The sequence below is a fragment of the Fibrisoma montanum genome, assembly GCF_003583365.1.
Taxonomy (GTDB): domain Bacteria; phylum Bacteroidota; class Bacteroidia; order Cytophagales; family Spirosomataceae; genus Fibrisoma; species Fibrisoma montanum.
This window is the reverse complement of sequence record NZ_QXED01000002.1, coordinates 568,942-585,569: the sequence shown is the minus strand read 5'-3', so window position 1 is coordinate 585,569 and position 16,628 is coordinate 568,942. Positions and strand designations below refer to the sequence as shown.

General features: G+C 54.5%; 15 protein-coding genes. 11 read left to right on the top strand and 4 right to left on the bottom strand.

Annotated elements, in window-relative coordinates; translation table 11 throughout:
* Nucleotides 1-166: 166 nt before the first annotated feature.
* Both DYU11_RS08170 and DYU11_RS08165 read right to left on the bottom strand, forming a co-directional pair.
* Nucleotides 167-1,195 carry a sensor histidine kinase gene (locus DYU11_RS08170; RefSeq protein WP_119667158.1) on the bottom strand — a complete coding sequence of 343 codons (1,029 nt, stop codon included), beginning with the start codon at nucleotides 1,193-1,195 and terminating at the stop codon, nucleotides 167-169.
* A 198-nt stretch (nucleotides 1,196-1,393) separates the two neighbouring features.
* Nucleotides 1,394-2,650 carry a PQQ-dependent sugar dehydrogenase gene (locus DYU11_RS08165; RefSeq protein WP_119667157.1) on the bottom strand — a complete coding sequence of 419 codons (1,257 nt, stop codon included), beginning with the start codon at nucleotides 2,648-2,650 and terminating at the stop codon, nucleotides 1,394-1,396.
* A gap of 354 nt (nucleotides 2,651-3,004) precedes the next feature.
* Here DYU11_RS08165 and DYU11_RS08160 point away from each other — a divergent pair, with 354 nt between their 5' ends.
* The 11 genes from DYU11_RS08160 to DYU11_RS08110 all read left to right on the top strand — a co-directional run bounded on the left by DYU11_RS08160 (nucleotide 3,005) and on the right by DYU11_RS08110 (nucleotide 14,560).
* Nucleotides 3,005-3,814 (top strand): helix-turn-helix domain-containing protein, encoded by an 810-nt coding sequence (locus DYU11_RS08160; RefSeq protein ID WP_119667156.1) that lies wholly within the window; start codon nucleotides 3,005-3,007, stop codon nucleotides 3,812-3,814.
* Nucleotides 3,815-3,876: 62 nt separating this feature from the next.
* Nucleotides 3,877-5,256, top strand: a complete 1,380-nt coding sequence (locus DYU11_RS08155) for a hypothetical protein (protein WP_119667155.1) — start codon at nucleotides 3,877-3,879, stop codon at nucleotides 5,254-5,256.
* A 38-nt stretch (nucleotides 5,257-5,294) separates the two neighbouring features.
* The gene (locus DYU11_RS08150; protein WP_119667154.1) at nucleotides 5,295-5,873 is read left to right on the top strand and encodes a cupin domain-containing protein; all 579 of its coding nucleotides are present in this window, start codon (nucleotides 5,295-5,297) and stop codon (nucleotides 5,871-5,873) included.
* 141 nt (nucleotides 5,874-6,014) lie between these two features.
* The gene (locus DYU11_RS08145; protein WP_119667153.1) at nucleotides 6,015-7,025 is read left to right on the top strand and encodes an IPT/TIG domain-containing protein; all 1,011 of its coding nucleotides are present in this window, start codon (nucleotides 6,015-6,017) and stop codon (nucleotides 7,023-7,025) included.
* A 297-nt stretch (nucleotides 7,026-7,322) separates the two neighbouring features.
* Nucleotides 7,323-8,696, top strand: a complete 1,374-nt coding sequence (locus DYU11_RS08140; RefSeq protein WP_119667152.1) for a hypothetical protein — start codon at nucleotides 7,323-7,325, stop codon at nucleotides 8,694-8,696.
* 35 nt (nucleotides 8,697-8,731) lie between these two features.
* Nucleotides 8,732-9,265, top strand: a complete 534-nt coding sequence (locus DYU11_RS08135; protein WP_119667151.1) for a hypothetical protein — start codon at nucleotides 8,732-8,734, stop codon at nucleotides 9,263-9,265.
* A 147-nt stretch (nucleotides 9,266-9,412) separates the two neighbouring features.
* On the top strand, nucleotides 9,413-10,462 hold the full coding sequence (locus tag DYU11_RS08130) for a sensor histidine kinase (protein WP_119667150.1): 1,050 nt from the start codon (nucleotides 9,413-9,415) through the stop codon (nucleotides 10,460-10,462).
* A gap of 147 nt (nucleotides 10,463-10,609) precedes the next feature.
* Nucleotides 10,610-11,215 carry a cupin domain-containing protein gene (locus DYU11_RS08125; RefSeq protein WP_119667149.1) on the top strand — a complete coding sequence of 202 codons (606 nt, stop codon included), beginning with the start codon at nucleotides 10,610-10,612 and terminating at the stop codon, nucleotides 11,213-11,215.
* Nucleotides 11,216-11,400: 185 nt separating this feature from the next.
* A complete protein-coding gene (locus DYU11_RS08120; protein WP_119667148.1) occupies nucleotides 11,401-12,780 on the top strand; it encodes a DUF4403 family protein in 1,380 nt (459 codons plus the stop codon).
* Nucleotides 12,781-13,028: 248 nt separating this feature from the next.
* The gene (locus DYU11_RS08115) at nucleotides 13,029-13,601 is read left to right on the top strand and encodes an HdeD family acid-resistance protein (RefSeq protein WP_119667147.1); all 573 of its coding nucleotides are present in this window, start codon (nucleotides 13,029-13,031) and stop codon (nucleotides 13,599-13,601) included.
* A 26-nt stretch (nucleotides 13,602-13,627) separates the two neighbouring features.
* On the top strand, nucleotides 13,628-14,560 hold the full coding sequence (locus tag DYU11_RS08110) for a DUF3078 domain-containing protein (RefSeq protein WP_119667146.1): 933 nt from the start codon (nucleotides 13,628-13,630) through the stop codon (nucleotides 14,558-14,560).
* 43 nt (nucleotides 14,561-14,603) lie between these two features.
* Here the strand turns inward: DYU11_RS08110 and DYU11_RS08105 are convergent, their stop codons facing one another.
* Together DYU11_RS08105 and DYU11_RS08100 are read right to left on the bottom strand one after the other, a co-directional pair.
* Complete coding sequence (locus tag DYU11_RS08105; RefSeq protein ID WP_158600243.1) at nucleotides 14,604-16,031, bottom strand: serine hydrolase domain-containing protein; 1,428 nt, start codon at nucleotides 16,029-16,031, stop codon at nucleotides 14,604-14,606.
* The gene (locus DYU11_RS08100) at nucleotides 16,018-16,485 is read right to left on the bottom strand and encodes a MarR family winged helix-turn-helix transcriptional regulator (RefSeq protein ID WP_119667144.1); all 468 of its coding nucleotides are present in this window, start codon (nucleotides 16,483-16,485) and stop codon (nucleotides 16,018-16,020) included. Before DYU11_RS08100 ends, DYU11_RS08105 begins: the two co-directional genes overlap by 14 nt.
* Between the last annotated feature and the right edge of the window lie 143 nt (nucleotides 16,486-16,628).

Below are 16,628 nucleotides of genomic sequence, written 5' to 3'. Positions count from 1 at the left end.
TATGCGGGTACCTTCCGCCCAATCGCCCACTGAATATAATTACCTGCTCAATCCGGTACATCCCGAACACAAAAATCTACAACTCATCAGCATTGAGCCTCATCCTTTTGATCCTCGTTTGAAATAAGGAATACGGCAATTGGCTCAATCCGGTCCGCCCTCCGGCTTACACCAGCGGCAAGGTCACCCGAAACTCGCGTCCGTCGTCTTCGATGGTGGGGGCAGGCTGGCCCAGCATCTGGTATTTGGTGAGAATGTTACTTAGCCCTACCCCATTGCTCAGCCCCCGGCTGGGTTTTCGCTGCAGATTGTTGCTCACCACCAGGCGGTGCTGCTCATCCGTCGACAACGCGATCGTCAATGGCTGCTGAGGCAGGATGATGTTGTGTTTAACCGCGTTCTCGATCAGTAGTTGCAAGGTGAGCGGAGGCAGTTGGCGCGATTCGGTGCCGGGCTGAATCCGGGTTATAAGCGATATGGCTTCGCCATGCCGCGTTTTCAGCAGATGGTAGTATGAATTGGCAAAATCCAGCTCGTTGGCCAGCGGGACCAGTGGGGTTTCATTACTTCGGAGCAGATAGCGGTACACGGTGCTGAGTTCTTCACTGAAGGTTTCGGCTTTTTTGGGGTCCTCAGCAATCAGGGCCGTGAGTGAATTGAGGCTGTTGAACAGGAAGTGGGGATTGACCTGCTGGCGGAGCGCATCCAGCTGCACCTGCATCTGGGTTTTGGTCAGGGACTCGATCTGCTGCTGCGCTTCCTGCCAGTTGTCGTAGCTATCCACTGTCTCATAAACAATCATAACGATAGCCACCGACACCACGACAAACAGCACGCTGAAAAGCAACCGGAGCGGGTCGGCGGTAAAACCCGGCAGCCGAATCTGAACGAAAAGATTGAACAGTACCAGCGCGTGCAGGCTCGCGTTGGCCGCCGACGCCATAAAACGCAGCAAGGCCCGCATTACGTACTGCCGCGGATGTGGGTGCCTGGCGTTGATCTTCAGCCCCATGTAGTTGCCGACCATCCAGACGGAAAACGTAAACCCCGCCGTCAGCCCGGTTGCTCCACCGAACGTAACCCAGTTTGTCCAGTAGATATTGCCGATCATGATCCAGCTTAACATACAACTGTTGATCGGAATGAAAATCAGTTGCAGTATCTGGTCATATTTTGAATAAACGGGCAATTTCATGGACTGGCGTGAGCAGACGTTCGGCCGTAAAAGTAGAGAGGAGCGGCTCTGCGTCAAACAATTACGTAGTAAGCCCGTAAAAACTCGTGATGAATTGTAGGAAGTTGTTCCTGAACACGCTACGCCCCGCGTGACCCTCTTAACCACGAAAAGGCCGGAAATGGGTATCTCCGGCCTTTTCAACGTAGGTGTCGAACCTTACTTTTTGGCGATGCGGTACAGTCGTCCCTGGTCGGTCACGGCGTATAGGGCTCCGTCGTTGCCCTGGGTGACATCCCGGAAACGCTGGTACTCGTCGGCCAGCAGACGCTCTTCGCCCACCACCTTATTGTTCTCGATGACCAGCCGGGCAATGTGCATTCCGCTCAGCGTCCCGACAAACAGATTGTTTTTCCATTCGGGCATGGCATCGCTGCTGTAGAACGTCATACCACTGGGCGAAACGGATGGATCCCAGTAATAAACCGGCTGTTGCAGCCCTTCTTTCTGCTGGATAGCCTCCCCTACTTTCTTCCCACTGTACTCGATGCCATACGTGATGACCGGCCAGCCATAGTTTTTGCCGGGCTCCACGCGGTTTATCTCGTCGCCCCCTCTCGGACCAAATTCTCCTTCCCACAGATCGCCCGTTACCGGGTGAAACGCCAGGCTCTGTACGTTCCGGTGCCCGTAGGAATACAGCTCAGGGCGCGCATCGGCTTGACCGGCAAACGGGTTACCGGAAGCCGGCTTACCCTCTTTCGTGATGCGGATCACTTTTCCCAGTCCCGAATTAGTCGATTGCGCCTGTGGCCGGGTTACCAGGTCCGAGCGCTCGCCGGTGCTGATAATCAGGTTTCCGGCCTTGTCAATCAGGATACGACCGCCGTAGTGCAGCGTTCCTTTGTAGGCAGGCGTAGCGCGGTAGATGACCGTGGCTCCCTCGATTGTCTTTTCGTCGGCCGACAGTTTACCCTTGGCCACCGCCGTCAGGTTACCGTCGGGGAGCGGCTCGGAAAACACCCAGTACACCATCCGGTTGGAGGCAAACTCAGGATCGACCCGAACGCCCAGCAGTCCACCCTGACCAGCCGGGTTGACCTTCGGCAGGCCCGTGATTGGTTCGCTAACCTGACCCGCCGACGTTACAATCCGCATCGTACCTTCTTTTTCGGTGACGAGCAGCCGTCCATCCGGCAGGCTGGTGATGCCCCACGGACTTTTCAGTGCTTCAGTCAGCACTTTACCCTCAAAAGGGGTTGCCGTTTTTACGCCGGCAACCCGGGTCTGGCCCGAAAAAGCCGGCGTGTAGTTCGAGTTCGGCGCTTTCGTTTCGACCGGGGCAAGGCTTCCGCCGGCCTTCGACGGGGTTTTTGAGTTGTCGGCTACGTTCTGTCCGCAGGCACCTACGGCCAGAGAAATGCCTGCCATGAACAGCAGTACGCTGCCAGTCTTGTGTAATTTGTCGTGTTGCATGTTGATTTAACCAAGTTCTGTAGTAACGTAAATTCAGGGGTACAGCGTTCGCAATCGGGTATTCTGCTGGTCTGTTGCCAGGGTTTATCGGTCAGACCTATCAGAAAAGCCTGACAAATTTAGTCGAATCCAGCAATCGGTTTCAATGTAATCGCCCGATGCCCGAACGCATTGTCTAAAGATGGGGTGAATCGCCCAGGTACTATTACCGGATTTTGTCGATTTAATGCCTACCATTCAGTATGAAGTAAAGGCCATTTCATCAGCCGCTTCTTCCGTTTCAACGAGTTAGGTGTTGGCTATGCTTTGCGGTAAGGGCATTTTCACCACACGATTCATGCATCGCCCTTACTCATGGAACAGTCAAACGTTACCTTACCGCCAGCGGCCCTCAGCCATACGGTTCAGGCTTTCTGGCAAGTCGAGCGCAACAATCCGGCTCCGGTTGTCGAAACCATCATCCCAATGGGGTGTGTCGAAATCATTTTCAATCTCCATAATGCGCCCATCCGTTCGCAGGTAGGCGGTACTCTGTATAGGCTGCCGCGCTGCTTCGTGAACGGCTACAATACCCAGCCCATTGCGCAGCAGCTTCCTCCGCAGGAACAGACGTTCTTTGGGGTAGTGCTGAACGCAACGGCTCTTAAACGCCTGTTCAACATAACGCCCGACGACTTTGCCGACTGTTGTACGGACATGACGCTGGTTGAGTCTTCGATTGACTCACTCTGGCATCAGCTTGGCGAGCACCACACGTTTGCCGAGCGGGTAGCGCTTTTCTCGACTGTCCTGACCCAACGGCTGACGAGTCAGGATCCGCGTGAGCAGGCGTTCAACCGCTTTATCAATGGCTACGCCAACAGTACGCTGTCGGTGGCTCAAGTGGCCGACATGCTATGTTACTCACCCCGGCAGCTCTCGCGCAAACTGCTGGCCTTAACGGGCCTGAACACCGAGCAGACCCTGCTTTATAAGAAGTACCTGCACGCGCTTAACCTGATTCATTATACATCCCTATCGATGACGCAGATTGCGTACACCTGCCAGTTTACCGACCAGGCGCATTTCAACAAAACGTTTAAAACGTTCACCAGCCTTACACCCGGTACGTACCGTGACCGCAAGAGCCAGCTTGTGGGGCACCTGTTCGAGAATGTCCGTTAAATACAAGGTTGGGCAGGTGGGCCGTCGGACCTTTGTAGCACAACAAATGCTAACAAACGGTCATGAAAACAACACAAAACCAAACACGCCCGCGACCTGATTTCACGCGTTTTTCCCTTACGTTAGTTATCTGCTTCGTGCTGTCGCTGGCTTCCTGTAAGAAAGAAGTAGATGTCATTACCCCCGACAAAACAGGTACGGAGCAGCCAATCCCAACGCCTACTAATCCGGCCGGCGCCGTCACGTCGGTGGCCGCACCCGAAGGGGTCATCGTTACCGCCACCATCGGTCCGGCCGGCGGCACCCTTGAATCGGCCGACAAGCGGATTCGGGTGAGCATCCCGGCCGGTGCCCTGACCACCAACCAGACCATTTCGGTGCAGCCTTTGAACCAGAACCACTGCCCGCTGGGTAAGGGGCAGGCCTTCCGGCTGCTGCCCCACGGGCAAATCTTTGCCAAACCCGCTACCATTACGTTCCACTACACCGAACAGGATGTGAACGGGTCGGCACCCCAACTGTTACGTATCGCCTACCAGAATGACAAAGGCAGCTGGCAGTCGCCCGCGACGAAAGCCATCGACACCACAGCCCACACGGTGACGGTGCAGACCACCCACTTCAGCGACTGGGGCCTTTTCCAGACCATGGAAGTCACACCTGATCACGCCTTTATCAGCCCCGGAGAGGAAGTAGAGCTGAACGTATTGGTAATCCCGGTTAAGGACTATGGCGACGACCTGCTGGTTCCTATCCCATACCGGGCTCCCGCAAGCTTAATTAAGGAGTGGACGTTGCGTGGAGAAGGCCTCCTGGTCAGTTCCGGCAATCAGGGGGCTTACTATGCACCCAAGACGATTTCGGCCGTTAATCCAGAAACGGTAACGGTGTTTCTGAACCAGTCGACCACCATCGACGGGCAGGTATTCAAAGACCTGCGACTGGTGTCGAACATCTACGTAATACCGGAAGGATTGACCTTTCGCATCAACGGTGGCAAGTGGGTCCACACTCTTTCTCCGCAGGGCGCTCAGATTCTGAATACGCCCGCTGGTAAGCTACTAAACATAAACAGCGGTATCACAACCGCTGATGAGAACAATATAGGTGTGTCCATTCAATCGTTACAGGTTCCACCCGAGACATCAGATCCAACCCTGCTTAATCCGTCGACAGCGGTCGTCATGCCCTGGGTACTCGAAGGGGCCGGGCCTAGGTTCAGCCTCTCGGATGCCAGCGCTAAAACGATTTACCAACACTTCTATCACGTGGGTAAAGTCGGTTATCCTAGCCCCGGAGCCCTCACCTTTTACAGCTTCAGCAAAGTGGGCGATTACGTCATCGGTAAGTTCGACTTACAAAAAAGCGAAGCCTTCAACCAGGTAGGTTCGGCCGGCTTCTTTCGTATCGAAGGCTATTTCCGAGTCAAACGAACCAAGTAGATTCCCAGCAAACCATAAACAACAAATCACGCACAATCATGAACTATTCATTGCCGCATACCATCGAGAGTCACCTCGGCGAAACGTTGATCTTCAAAAGCATCCGCCACGAGCCGGACGGCGACGTGCTACTCTGCGAAAATTTTGTGCAGCCCAACAGCGGTCCACCGATGCACACGCACTGGCTGCAGGACGAAGGCTTCACCGTGCTGGAAGGCCGAATTGCGTATCAGATAGCCGGGCAGCCGGTGCAGTACGCGAACGCAGGCGAGTCGATTGTGTTCAAACGGGGCGTTGCGCACCGGTTCTGGAACGCAGGCACGGACATCCTGCACTGCGACGGCTGGCTGAAACCCGCCAATACCATCGTATTTTTCCTGAGCAGCATTTATGCCGCCCAGAACAAGTCCGGTAAGGCCCAACCTGAACTCTTTGACGGAGCCTACCTGATAACTCGTTACGCCAGCGAATACGACATGGCCGAGATTCCCCCATTCGTCAAGAAAGTGGTCATGCCTATCGTCTATCGGGTTGGCAAGCTCCTGAACAAGTATGAACACTTTAAAAACGCACCCGAGCCGATCAGGGATGCGCCTGAGCTGGTCGATGTTGGATAAACTCCCTACGGATTGACCTGTATTACTGTGGTCAAAAGCTGCTTCATAGGCGGCTTTTGACGTTTCAACCAGAGCATTCTGGGCGGTTCGTATCCGATCCTCCTACTTTGAGTAAACGATTCCTAATAACAACAACTACTCATGAAATCTTACCTTTCTTTGCTGCTTGCGGCAATGACCCTAAGCCTCGCTGGCTGCAAAAAAGAATCCGACGAGGTTCACCCCCAGGAACCGGCGGTCCCCCAACCCGCTATTAGCTATTTGCAAGTGGCTGAAGAAACAGGGCCGGGTGGTGGCAACAGCGAGTTGATCATTTACGGCTCCAACTTTGGCGCTCAGAATAAGGCTACATCGAAGGTCCGGATAAATAATCAGGTGCTGGGCGCTGAGTACATTGCACTTTGGGGCAACAACATCATCGTTTGCCGCATACCGGCAAGTGGTGACAATTCGTCGGGACAAGTCACCGTTACCAATGGCGAGGGTGGGGTTAGCCCGGCCCGCGTGTTAAATGAGTGGACGGTAATTATGTACTTCAACCGCCCCTGCGCCCGCAATGATCAGACGCTGAGCTTTTCGACGGCTACCTATGTGCGACTTCGGGGGGATGCCCTCCCTGCCCCGGCTGGTCTGAAGCTGGTGCTGGATAAGACAGCCGGCGGGGCAGCAAACTTCACATCGCGGGTGGATTGGGAAGCACGCGGAGAAGGCACTTCCGTACTGAACAATGAGGAGTGGTGCGGCACCGAAAAGGAGGTCTGGACCAAAACGACAGGCACCATTTATCTAAGTACCGGGGCTAATCCGCCCACGCGGGAGAAGTATTTCAACGTTGAGGTGTACCAGATACCCGGTAAAGGCTTTGAGCTTACGATGGAGTATCTGGCTGCCGGAGTCATACCGTCCAGTTTTGTGGCAACAACCTGTACTGGGTATGAGACCAGCACCAACCGTCCCGCATCGGTTTATTTCCCGTCCGAGATGGACCGTGAGCGGTACCAGTTGCTGTTCGACGGTACCAGTCTTAAAAGTGGTGAATCTCAGACGTATAAACTCGGCATCGGCTCGATGAACCTGCACACCAACGGTGCCGACCCGGCCTGGACACCCAGCGTTAAAGTGGTTTGGGGTAGCACGCCCGCCAAGTATTAGCCTGGCGCCGGTTTTTTGTCAGGAAGGCCTTCTATCTCCTACTGCTTATGCTAATGGCGGCAGCCTGCAAGCACGGTACCGATATAGTGTCTGTCAAGCTGAACGCAGTTGGCCTGGAAGCTGATAAAATGACCACTGAATCGTCCTGGCCGTAATTTATTAACGGCCAGGACGCTATTTGTTTCCTGCCCTTATTCAAAAGCTGCTTCATAGGCGGCTTTTTCCGTTTCAGGGGCTTTCTCATTGAGCCGAAGCCGGCAGGCGGCCAATTTTGAGCCGTAAACAACAGCAAACCCCATGAACAAGCTATTCACCTGTATGCTGAGCCTTGTGCTCGCCGTTTCGGCGCTTTCCTGTAAGAAAGAGTCCGAGATTGTTAAGCCGGATGACTCGGGTGTCACGACCCCACCCAGCCAGCCCAACACGCCTGCAACCGGAGCCGTTACGCCCGTTGGCACACCAGCCGGTGAACTCGTTACGGCCACGATTGGCCCGGCCGGTGGTACTATCCGGTCGGCCGACGAACGGATTCGGGTCGACATTCCCGCCGGAGCGCTCACCGCTAACCAGACTATATCGGTGCAGGCTCTCGACAAAAACCACTGCCCCGGCGGAACCGGAACGGCCTTCCAGCTGCTGCCCCACGGGCTGACGTTCGCCAAACCCGCTACCATTACCATGCACTATGAGGAACAGGACCTCGAAGGCACCGCGCCCGAACTGTTACGGATTGCTTATCAGAACGGTGAGAAGAAATGGCAGTCACCGGTAACCGCCAGTCTGGACACCACGGCTAAACTAATGGCTGTGCGTACAACCCACTTCAGTGACTGGGCCATATTGAAAAGTGCTTCACTGGACCCCGTGATGGAAGCCATCGACCCGGGCGCTTCTGTCGACCTGAGGGTCCGCTATAATAGTTTAGCCTTGCAGGAAGAGGGTGAATTTGACCCTATTCCACGGCCCGGTACGGTTAATGATAAGTACGTAAAAGACTGGATGCTCGAACACGGTAGCGGGAAACTAATTGAAAACAGTACGACTGTAGCGACTTACGTAGCCCCTGAACGAATTCCCGCTACCAACCCCGCTGTGGTGACGGTGATTCTGAGCATGAAAGTCAACAATGTGCAGAAAGAGATTCGGCTGAGAGCTAAGATCTACGTGCTGGGCGAAGGGCTGGTATACCGGATTAATGGCGGCCCCTGGATACCCACCACCTCCGCATTGGGATTAAGTAAGGTTGAAAGAGGGTCGGGGTATTATATGACGGTTCAGACCGGCTCTGTCACACCCGGAATTGTTTCATCGGTTTTACTAAGCTGGCCCGTCACCAGCCGCCAGGAAGGATATGAAGAACACAGCTTACCCTGGAAGCTGAAAACGTCTGAAAACGATTTACAGATTCCTGTGCTGACTATTACTACAAACCCGTCGGGTCAGCCAATTTATACGTTTCATTACATAGAAAATAAGACAGCCTATCCGAGCCCCGGTGAACTGCGTTTCATACGTAAAATAGACCAGCGAACCGGCAATGATTACTACATCGGTTCATTTACCATGAAGAAGGCCGGTATCTATGAGTATTCGGGTGGTACCGACCAGGGCTTCGATGGCGTTGCCAACGTCGAAGGGTTCTTCCGGCTCAGGCTGATGCGGACATTATAGTCACACCAACGTAAACAACAATCCTCTTTTAAACCATGAAAAAGTTATTCTTCCTGCTGCTCTCCGTAGCAGCCCTAAGCGCAAGCTGTAAGAAAGACACCGACGTAATTCCCGGCGGTCACGTTGATGCGCAGGCCGTTGGCAAATGGATGTACGGGTCGTTTTCGATGAGCGATTTCTGGTCGTACGACGGCCGGAACCTGGGCAAGCCGTTTGAACTGGCCGTAGTTTTCGACTTCAAAGCCAACGGTACGTATGAGCAGTATTTCGTGGCCTCAAACCGCGATTACGCCGGTTGCCGCACCGAAGCCTTCACCTACGAAAAAGGCCGGGTTGACTTCAACGAAGCCGATAGGTCGTTCACCACCACGCCGACGGAAGGCAAGTACCGGGGCTTTTATTCGTGCATTCCCAGTAAGAACGTCAATCGATCGATGGAGCGCTCGGAATTGAAACCCAAAACGTATTACTACGAACTGAAGACGGGCAGCAACCGCCAGACCAACTTGGTCGTTCGTTTTGAGTCCGGTTCGGGAAATACCAGCACCTTTCTGCCCACGTCCTGGTAACGGGCGGGTCGGCAACCCGAATGAGCTATGTAGCTGTATACCAGCCAGGCCCGTGCCAATACGCGGGTCTGGCTGGTATTTCCGTTTGGTTGACGTTGCAGGGATTGTGGCCGACGACTAATTTCACAGCAGAAATTTCCCCGAACTATGAGACAGTGGTTTGCCCTTGACCGTTACGACGTGCTTGTCATGCTGCTAAGCTATCCGGCGCTGTTTGTGGCCAACTACCTGATTCTGGGGTCATCCTACTTTCAGAGTATGGGCGTATTCGTGTCGGTGACTACTGTCTCAACGGTTCTGTATGTGCTTTGTGCCTGGTGTCAGGACGCCTGGATGAAATACATGCGCTACCGCTACGGCGACCTGAATCAGGCCATACGTCGGGTTGTGTACTGCCTGCTGGTTTATCTGGCATTTATGGTCCTGCTGGTGTGCCTTATTTTCGGACTGTATGACCTGCTCAATGTACCCGGCTATCAGTTTGACGCCCGAACGTTTCAATGGATTCTGGTGATTGGGGTGGTTTCGGTTATGGTTTCGGTCGGCGTTACAGAATCTTTTTACACGTACCAGAAGTGGAAACAGAGCGTATCGCGTGAATATGAACTGAAGCAACTGCACATGCAGCGGCAACTGGATGTGCTGAAGCAGGAGGTTAACCCGCATTTTCTGTTCAATAGCCTGAACTCGTTGATTTCGCTGATTGGCGAAGACCCGCGCCAGGCCGAAACCTTTGCTGAAGAACTCAGCTCGGTCTATCGCTACGTCCTGCGGACCAATCGCAGCGACGGCCCGGAACAAAACCTGACTACCCTGGCCAGTGAGCTTGCATTCATCCAGTCGTATTATCATCTGCTGAAAACCCGTCACGGCTGCGGTCTTGATCTGGTAATAGCCGTCGACGAACGCCTGGAGTCATACCAACTGCCCCCGCTGACGCTGCAACTGCTGGTCGAAAACGCCGTGAAGCATAACATCGTGCTGCCCGACCAGCCGCTGCATATCCAGATTCAGACCAACGGCCAGGCCATGGTTGAGGTGCGTAATACCCTCCAGAAGAAACAAACGCGGGTGCTGAGCAATGGGGTCGGGCTGAGCAACATCATGGCCAAGTACGAAATGCTGGGCCAGCCTGCCCCGACCGTGCAGGAAACAGACGAAGAGTTTGTGGTTAAGCTGCCGCTGATAGCCGGGTGATGCTATCTGGTTAACTGTCAACATATTCGATAAAAGCCGCTTCATGAGTGGCTTTTTCCGTTTCAGGGTATTCGGGCCTCCCCGACCAGTCAGGTCATGCTACTTTCAGGTCGGCAAACAGCCGTAGAAAGCCAAACGTACCAGTATATGGCACACGCAAACCAGATTCTGCATAACCCGCTGACCGGGCAAACGATTCGCTTTGTGCGAACGGGACAGGAAACCGGCGGTCAGCTCCTCGAAATGGAATCGACGTTCCGGGCGCACAGCGTCGAGCCGACGGCCCACTTCCATCCCCACCAGGCCGAAGATTTCACCGTGCTGTCGGGTGAGCTGACGATACGAATCGACGGAAAGCAGCTAACGCTGAAACCCGGCCATACGCTGCACATTCCGAAAAACAAGGTGCACTCGATGTGGAATAATTCCGATGCCGAAACGGTCGTGAACTGGCAGGTTCGCCCGGCGCTGGACACCGCCGAGTTTTTCGAGACCGTAACGGGCCTGGTCAACGATGGTAAGGTGACACCCAAAGGCACGCCACCGCTTTTGCAAACCGCCTTGCTGGCCCGTCGATTCGCCCACGTGTTCCGCCTGGCTAAGCCCCCTCAACTGGTTCAGACACTGGTTTTCGGCCTGCTGACGCCCTTTGCCTATGCCGCCGGCTATCGCCCGACGTATCAGAAATACGGGGATGCTTCCGTCAGGCCGAAGCCTGTTCAGCCGCAACAAAGACAGGTTGCTGAACCCTAATCCTTTAAGACACTCTTTTGCTTGGTTTACCCGATAGGTGGTGGATTGGCACCAGATTCGGGCAACGGGTAGAGGCTGGGGCCATTCCCCGGGAAGAGGCTGAGTAACGAGGCAGAGGGGGCAATTAGAACTATCTGGTATCAGGCCGGTTATTAAAAGATAGTTAGCCAATTCACGCACACTGAATGAAACCCTTGCTTCCACTACCCATCCAGTACGTCTGCGCACTGGCTCTGCTGCTGCTTCTGACCCAGTGTCGGGACGTAGAGCCTCAGCCGCCAAAGGCCGAAGGATTTGACAAACCGTTGTCGCCCACGAAATCGCACGTAGCGGGTTCCGTTATTTTTCCGCTTCGGCTGCTGGAAGATAAAATCAATCAGGAACTGGACACGGTGCTGGTAGGTCGCGGCATTCCGGGCACCCTGTTCCCGTTTCGGGTAGCGCGGGCGGGGCGGGTTCATATTCAGTATACGGGACAGCAGGTCCGTTTATCGACCCCGCTGCAACTCTGGATGACGAAACCGTTTAGTTCCGACACCACCCCACCCGACAAGCCCTTTTGCTCGCTGCAGATCAATTTCCAGAGCCCGCTGAACGTAACGCCCGACTGGCGACTGGCGAGTAACGTCCGGTTCACGGACTATGATTGGGTAATTAAACCGCAGCTTCGTCTGCTGGGCAGGGAAATATCGCTGGCCAATCTGGTGAAGAAGCTACTCCAGACGTTTGAACCGGGGATTGAAGCGGCCATCGACGGCGCAATCTACAAGCAGCTCCGGCTGGATCAGATCGTCGGACCGATCTGGAAAGATATGCAGCAACCGTTGCAGATCAGTAAGCAGTACGGGTTGTGGCTCCTGCCCAAACCCCTCGCAGTTGAAGCCAGTCCGATAACCGGCGACAAAGAAAAAATCATTGCTCACCTGCGCATTACGTTCGACACAAAAACAGCCCTGCAACTCAATAAACCGACCCACTCGCCCAGCCCGCTCCCGGACTTGCAGAAGCAGGAGCACCTACCCCGAACGGCGATTGTACGGCTGATGAGTTCCGTCCCGTATGCTGACGTAAACCAGGTGCTGAACAGCCGGATCACCAGCGATCCGCCGAAACTGGCCTTGGGAACCCTTACCGTAAAACACGTATCGGTGTATGGGGGGCAACGGTCATTGATTGTCAAAACCGAACTTGACGGCCTGCTGGATGGCACGGTGTATCTGCGGGGCCGCCCCGTGTTCGACACGCTGACCAATACGCTGACGGTCCAGAACCTGGATTTCGACACCGAGACGGAAGCCGCACTGCCCGCACCCCTCCGGTCAATGATTCATAAAGGGTTGGTAAACGTACTGGATGACCTGCTGACCATCCGGCTGGCCGACGACATCCGGCAGTTTCCCGACAAAATCAGCAAGGCGTTTGCCTCCGGCGGTACTGGCCAGAGAGCGCAGTTATTGATTCATTCCTTCCGGTTCGTGCCCCAGCAACTGGCGGTCCGGCCCGACGGCGTTCAAACCCTGATTCGGGTGGAATCAAACGTAGCGGTGCAGATGAAAAAGCTCTAGCTGCCTTCCGGTTATAAAACTGGCGCCAAGCGCAGTACCGGATCAATACCGTCGGTTCCGTTTCATCAAACCGTAGTTTTAGAGAGGAAGGCTTCCGGCTGTCCGGCTTACCACACACTCTGTTACTACCATCCGACCGCTCGGTCGACGATCGAACGCATCGGCGAATTAACGTGGTACATACGCGTTCCCGAAACCCATAACTGCCTCAGGAAACATAACCTACGCTGGCGGGTTAACCCTTTATTATGGAAAATTCCGTTCGTAAATCAGTGCGCAGGGTCATTCGGAACTGGTGGCTGCTGCTGCTGACGGGGCTGCTGCTGCTGGCGCTCGGCATCTGGATCATAGCCTCGCCCGAAGACTCGTACCGTTCGCTCAGCATCCTGTTCAGCGTTAGTCTGACCATTACCGGCCTGACCGAAGTCGCAGCGGCCGTCTCACACCGTCAGTCCATCGATGGTTGGGGCTGGACGCTGGCGGGTGGCTTAATCGACCTGGCGCTCGGTCTGTACTTTCTCGCTAACCTCGACGTCACCATGACCGTTCTGCCCATTTTGCTGGGTATCTGGCTGCTGTTCCGGGGTGTGCTGGCCATCGGCACGTCCATGAACCTCCGGGCCTACGGGGCTCCTAACTGGGGATTAAGTTTGGCGCTGGGCATTGGCATCATCGTTTTTGCCTTCCTGATCGTCAATAACCCGTCTTTTGGTGCGTTGAACATCGTCGTCTGGACGGGCCTCTCACTCATCCTGGCCGGCATTTTCCGTATTATCCTGTCCTTACGCCTGCGGAAGCTGAAAGAACGACTGGACGAGTAAGCCGGGCAGCCATTTTCTGTACGTCTATGCTGCGACTGCTACAAACACTCATTTTGTTGCTGCTTAGTACGGCCTCCGCCTGGAGCCAGACCGATACGTTGCCTTCCCTCCGAGTGCTCCTCAACCGGGGTAATACGGTCGATAGTGTCGTGGCCCGGCCCGACTCGATTTACTGGCGACATACCCTCGAAGCCGGTATCAACCTGAACCAAGGGTCATTTAGCGGCAACTGGACGGGGGGTGGTGTCAATTCGATTGCACTTGGTCTGCTCATAAACGGGCGGTTATCTTACCGGCACAATCGGTTTAACTGGGGCCTTCAGACCCAGTTGCAGTACGGTATCGTTAAGAACGCCCAGCAGGCCCTGCGTAAAAATACCGACCGGCTGTTCTTCGACGGCAAAGCAGGCTACCGCATCAGCACCCGCTGGCAGTGGTTTGGATCGTTGACACTGCTATCGCAGTTTGCGCCCGGTTTCGACTACGTTACATTGCCGTCGGGGATCGAAGCGGCCAACCAGATCTCCAACTTCTTCGCTCCGGCTTACCTGACCGAATCGTTCGGCCTGACCTACGAACCAGACGACAGTTTCGATCTGCGGCTGGGGGTGCTTACTCTCCGGCAAACGTTCGTGACCGATACGACAGTGCGGCAGAACGTACCGCAGAATTACGGCGTACCGCTCGATCAGACCAATCGTACTGAAATAGCGTTCCAGCTTGTGGCTAACTACGACCGCGATTTTGCCCAAAACCTGAACATGAGGCTTCGGTACCAGTTCTTCGCCGATTACCGGGATCTGGCGGCTCCCGACCACCGGCTCGACCTTACCCTCACGGGCAAGATCAATAAACTGTTCAACGCCAATCTGAGCGGAGTACTCCTCTACGATCAGGATCAGGATACACAGATTCAATACAGCCAAGCGCTGGCCGTGGGGCTGCTGCTGACCCTGTAATGCTGGTATCAGTGGGTACGTTCGGCCAGGGGCCACTCCCTCATTACTTACCCATTTTCTGAAGCATCATCTTTGCCCAGAAATTATCCGGATCGACCTTTAGCGCCTGTTCAAAAGCCACTTTAGCTTCGTCCTGTTTCTTCAGGCCGTAGTAGGCATCACCGATGCATTCATAGACCCAGGCCTGATTCGGGAAGGCGGTCTCGGCGATGCGCGCCAGTTCCAGCGCCTGCTCGTGTCGTTTCAACTCATTCAGCCCGTTGAACAAGTCAATGTAGTCGCCGGGGCCGGGTTTGTAGTGGTACCCGGCATTCAGGATTTCCCGGAAGCGCCCCCGCACATCAGAGAAACCTTTCCGGTCAATTTCGTCGATAACCGACCGTACGAACTCACGGGTAGGCATCACGGTTTTGCCGGTGTACGCGATATCGAGCATTTTGCGGGTAACTTCTTTTGGATTCAGGTGCTGGTTGATCAGGACGATGGCCACGTACTCATCGTCCGGCACCATCCGAAAATCGGCCGACCAGCCACCTATTCCCCCATCGTGCGATACCTGTTTGCGGCCATGTTCTTCGGTTATGACAAACCCATACCCGTAGTAGCTGTTTTTCTTCGGCTGCACAAACGGCGTCCACATCGTCTGGCGGGTCTGGGCCGGAACGGTTTTCAGAAACCACCGACTGAATCGCCAGAGATCCGACACGTTCGTCATGGCTCCCCCGTCCGGAAATGCGGGATCATTACCAGCTTTTACCGAAATGAACGACGTATTGGTAAATAATTCATACGGCGTCGCTTCGGCGGGCGCTACGAAGCCCCTGGGCTGCATGTGCGTATTGGTCATACCCGCCGGGTTGAAAATACGCTCCTGCAGCAGTGTTTCGTAGGATTGCCCCGTCACCTTTTCGGCAATTTTTCCGAGCAGGATATACCCCGAGTTGGAATACCTGAATTCCCGGCCTACCGTATCGCGCACCGACACCCGCGCCACCACCAGCGGCATAATGTCGTCGATGGACCGGGCGCCGGAACGGATCTGATCGTAGCTCGGGTGTACCATGTAGTTGCCGGTATAGCCGGTATGCGTAAGCAGATGATGCACCCGAATGCGGTCTCCGTTGGGTACGTTCCACTCCGGCAGATACGAATGGACGGTTTTCTGCAAGTCAACTTTACCTTCGTTCACCAATTGCATCATCAGGGTGGCCGTGAAAATCTTGCCTACCGACGCGATACTGAAGGTAGTAGTGGGTTGAACGGGTACGTTCTTTTCGCGGTCGGCCAGCCCAACCCCCTTCTGATACAGAATGTTGTCGCCTTTAGCCAGCAGAACAGCGCCACTAAAGAAGCGCTGTTCTACGTAGCTGTTCATCAATGAATCCAGCTTTTGCGTGAGTTGGTCCTGGCCGAAACCGACCCGGGCCAGCACCAACAGAAACCAGACTGGTCCTAGTTTACTCGTGTTCATCGTATAGTTGTTGTGTTGGTTGAGAGGAATGTATGGAACAATTGAGAAAGATGATTTCCAGCCAGCGTTTAAGCTGCTCAACGGCAGTTTCATCCAGTCCGGTGAGCGCCTGCGTACGGTTCTGCTCGATGGTTGATGCTACGTCCGCGATCAGCACACAGCCTGCGTCGGTCAGCTTCATATCCAGTCGACGGCGATCGGTTGAACTGATGGTCCGGGCCAGCAGTCCTTTTTTCTCAAGCAGTTCGATGATCCGGGCAATCGACGCCTGGTCTTTGAATACGCGTTCGGCAATATCGACCTGGCCTACATCGGGCATGTCGCGGATCACGTTCAGCACCAGCCACTGGTCAATGGTAATGTCGATGCCCTGCCGGTCAATGCCCGCCTGAGCAAACTGCCGATAGCGCTTTATCGCTTTTTCCAGCGTGTAGAAGATAACCTCGTTCAACATGACAGCACAAAATAAATATGTTATATCATAATATGCAATATCATATATTTAGTTTTGAGTAAACGGTTCCGGGTAAAGCCGCACGTAATGGCTTGGTTCCTGAAACCTACTCCGCGAAGCTGGAAAGCAGATTATGAAAGGTT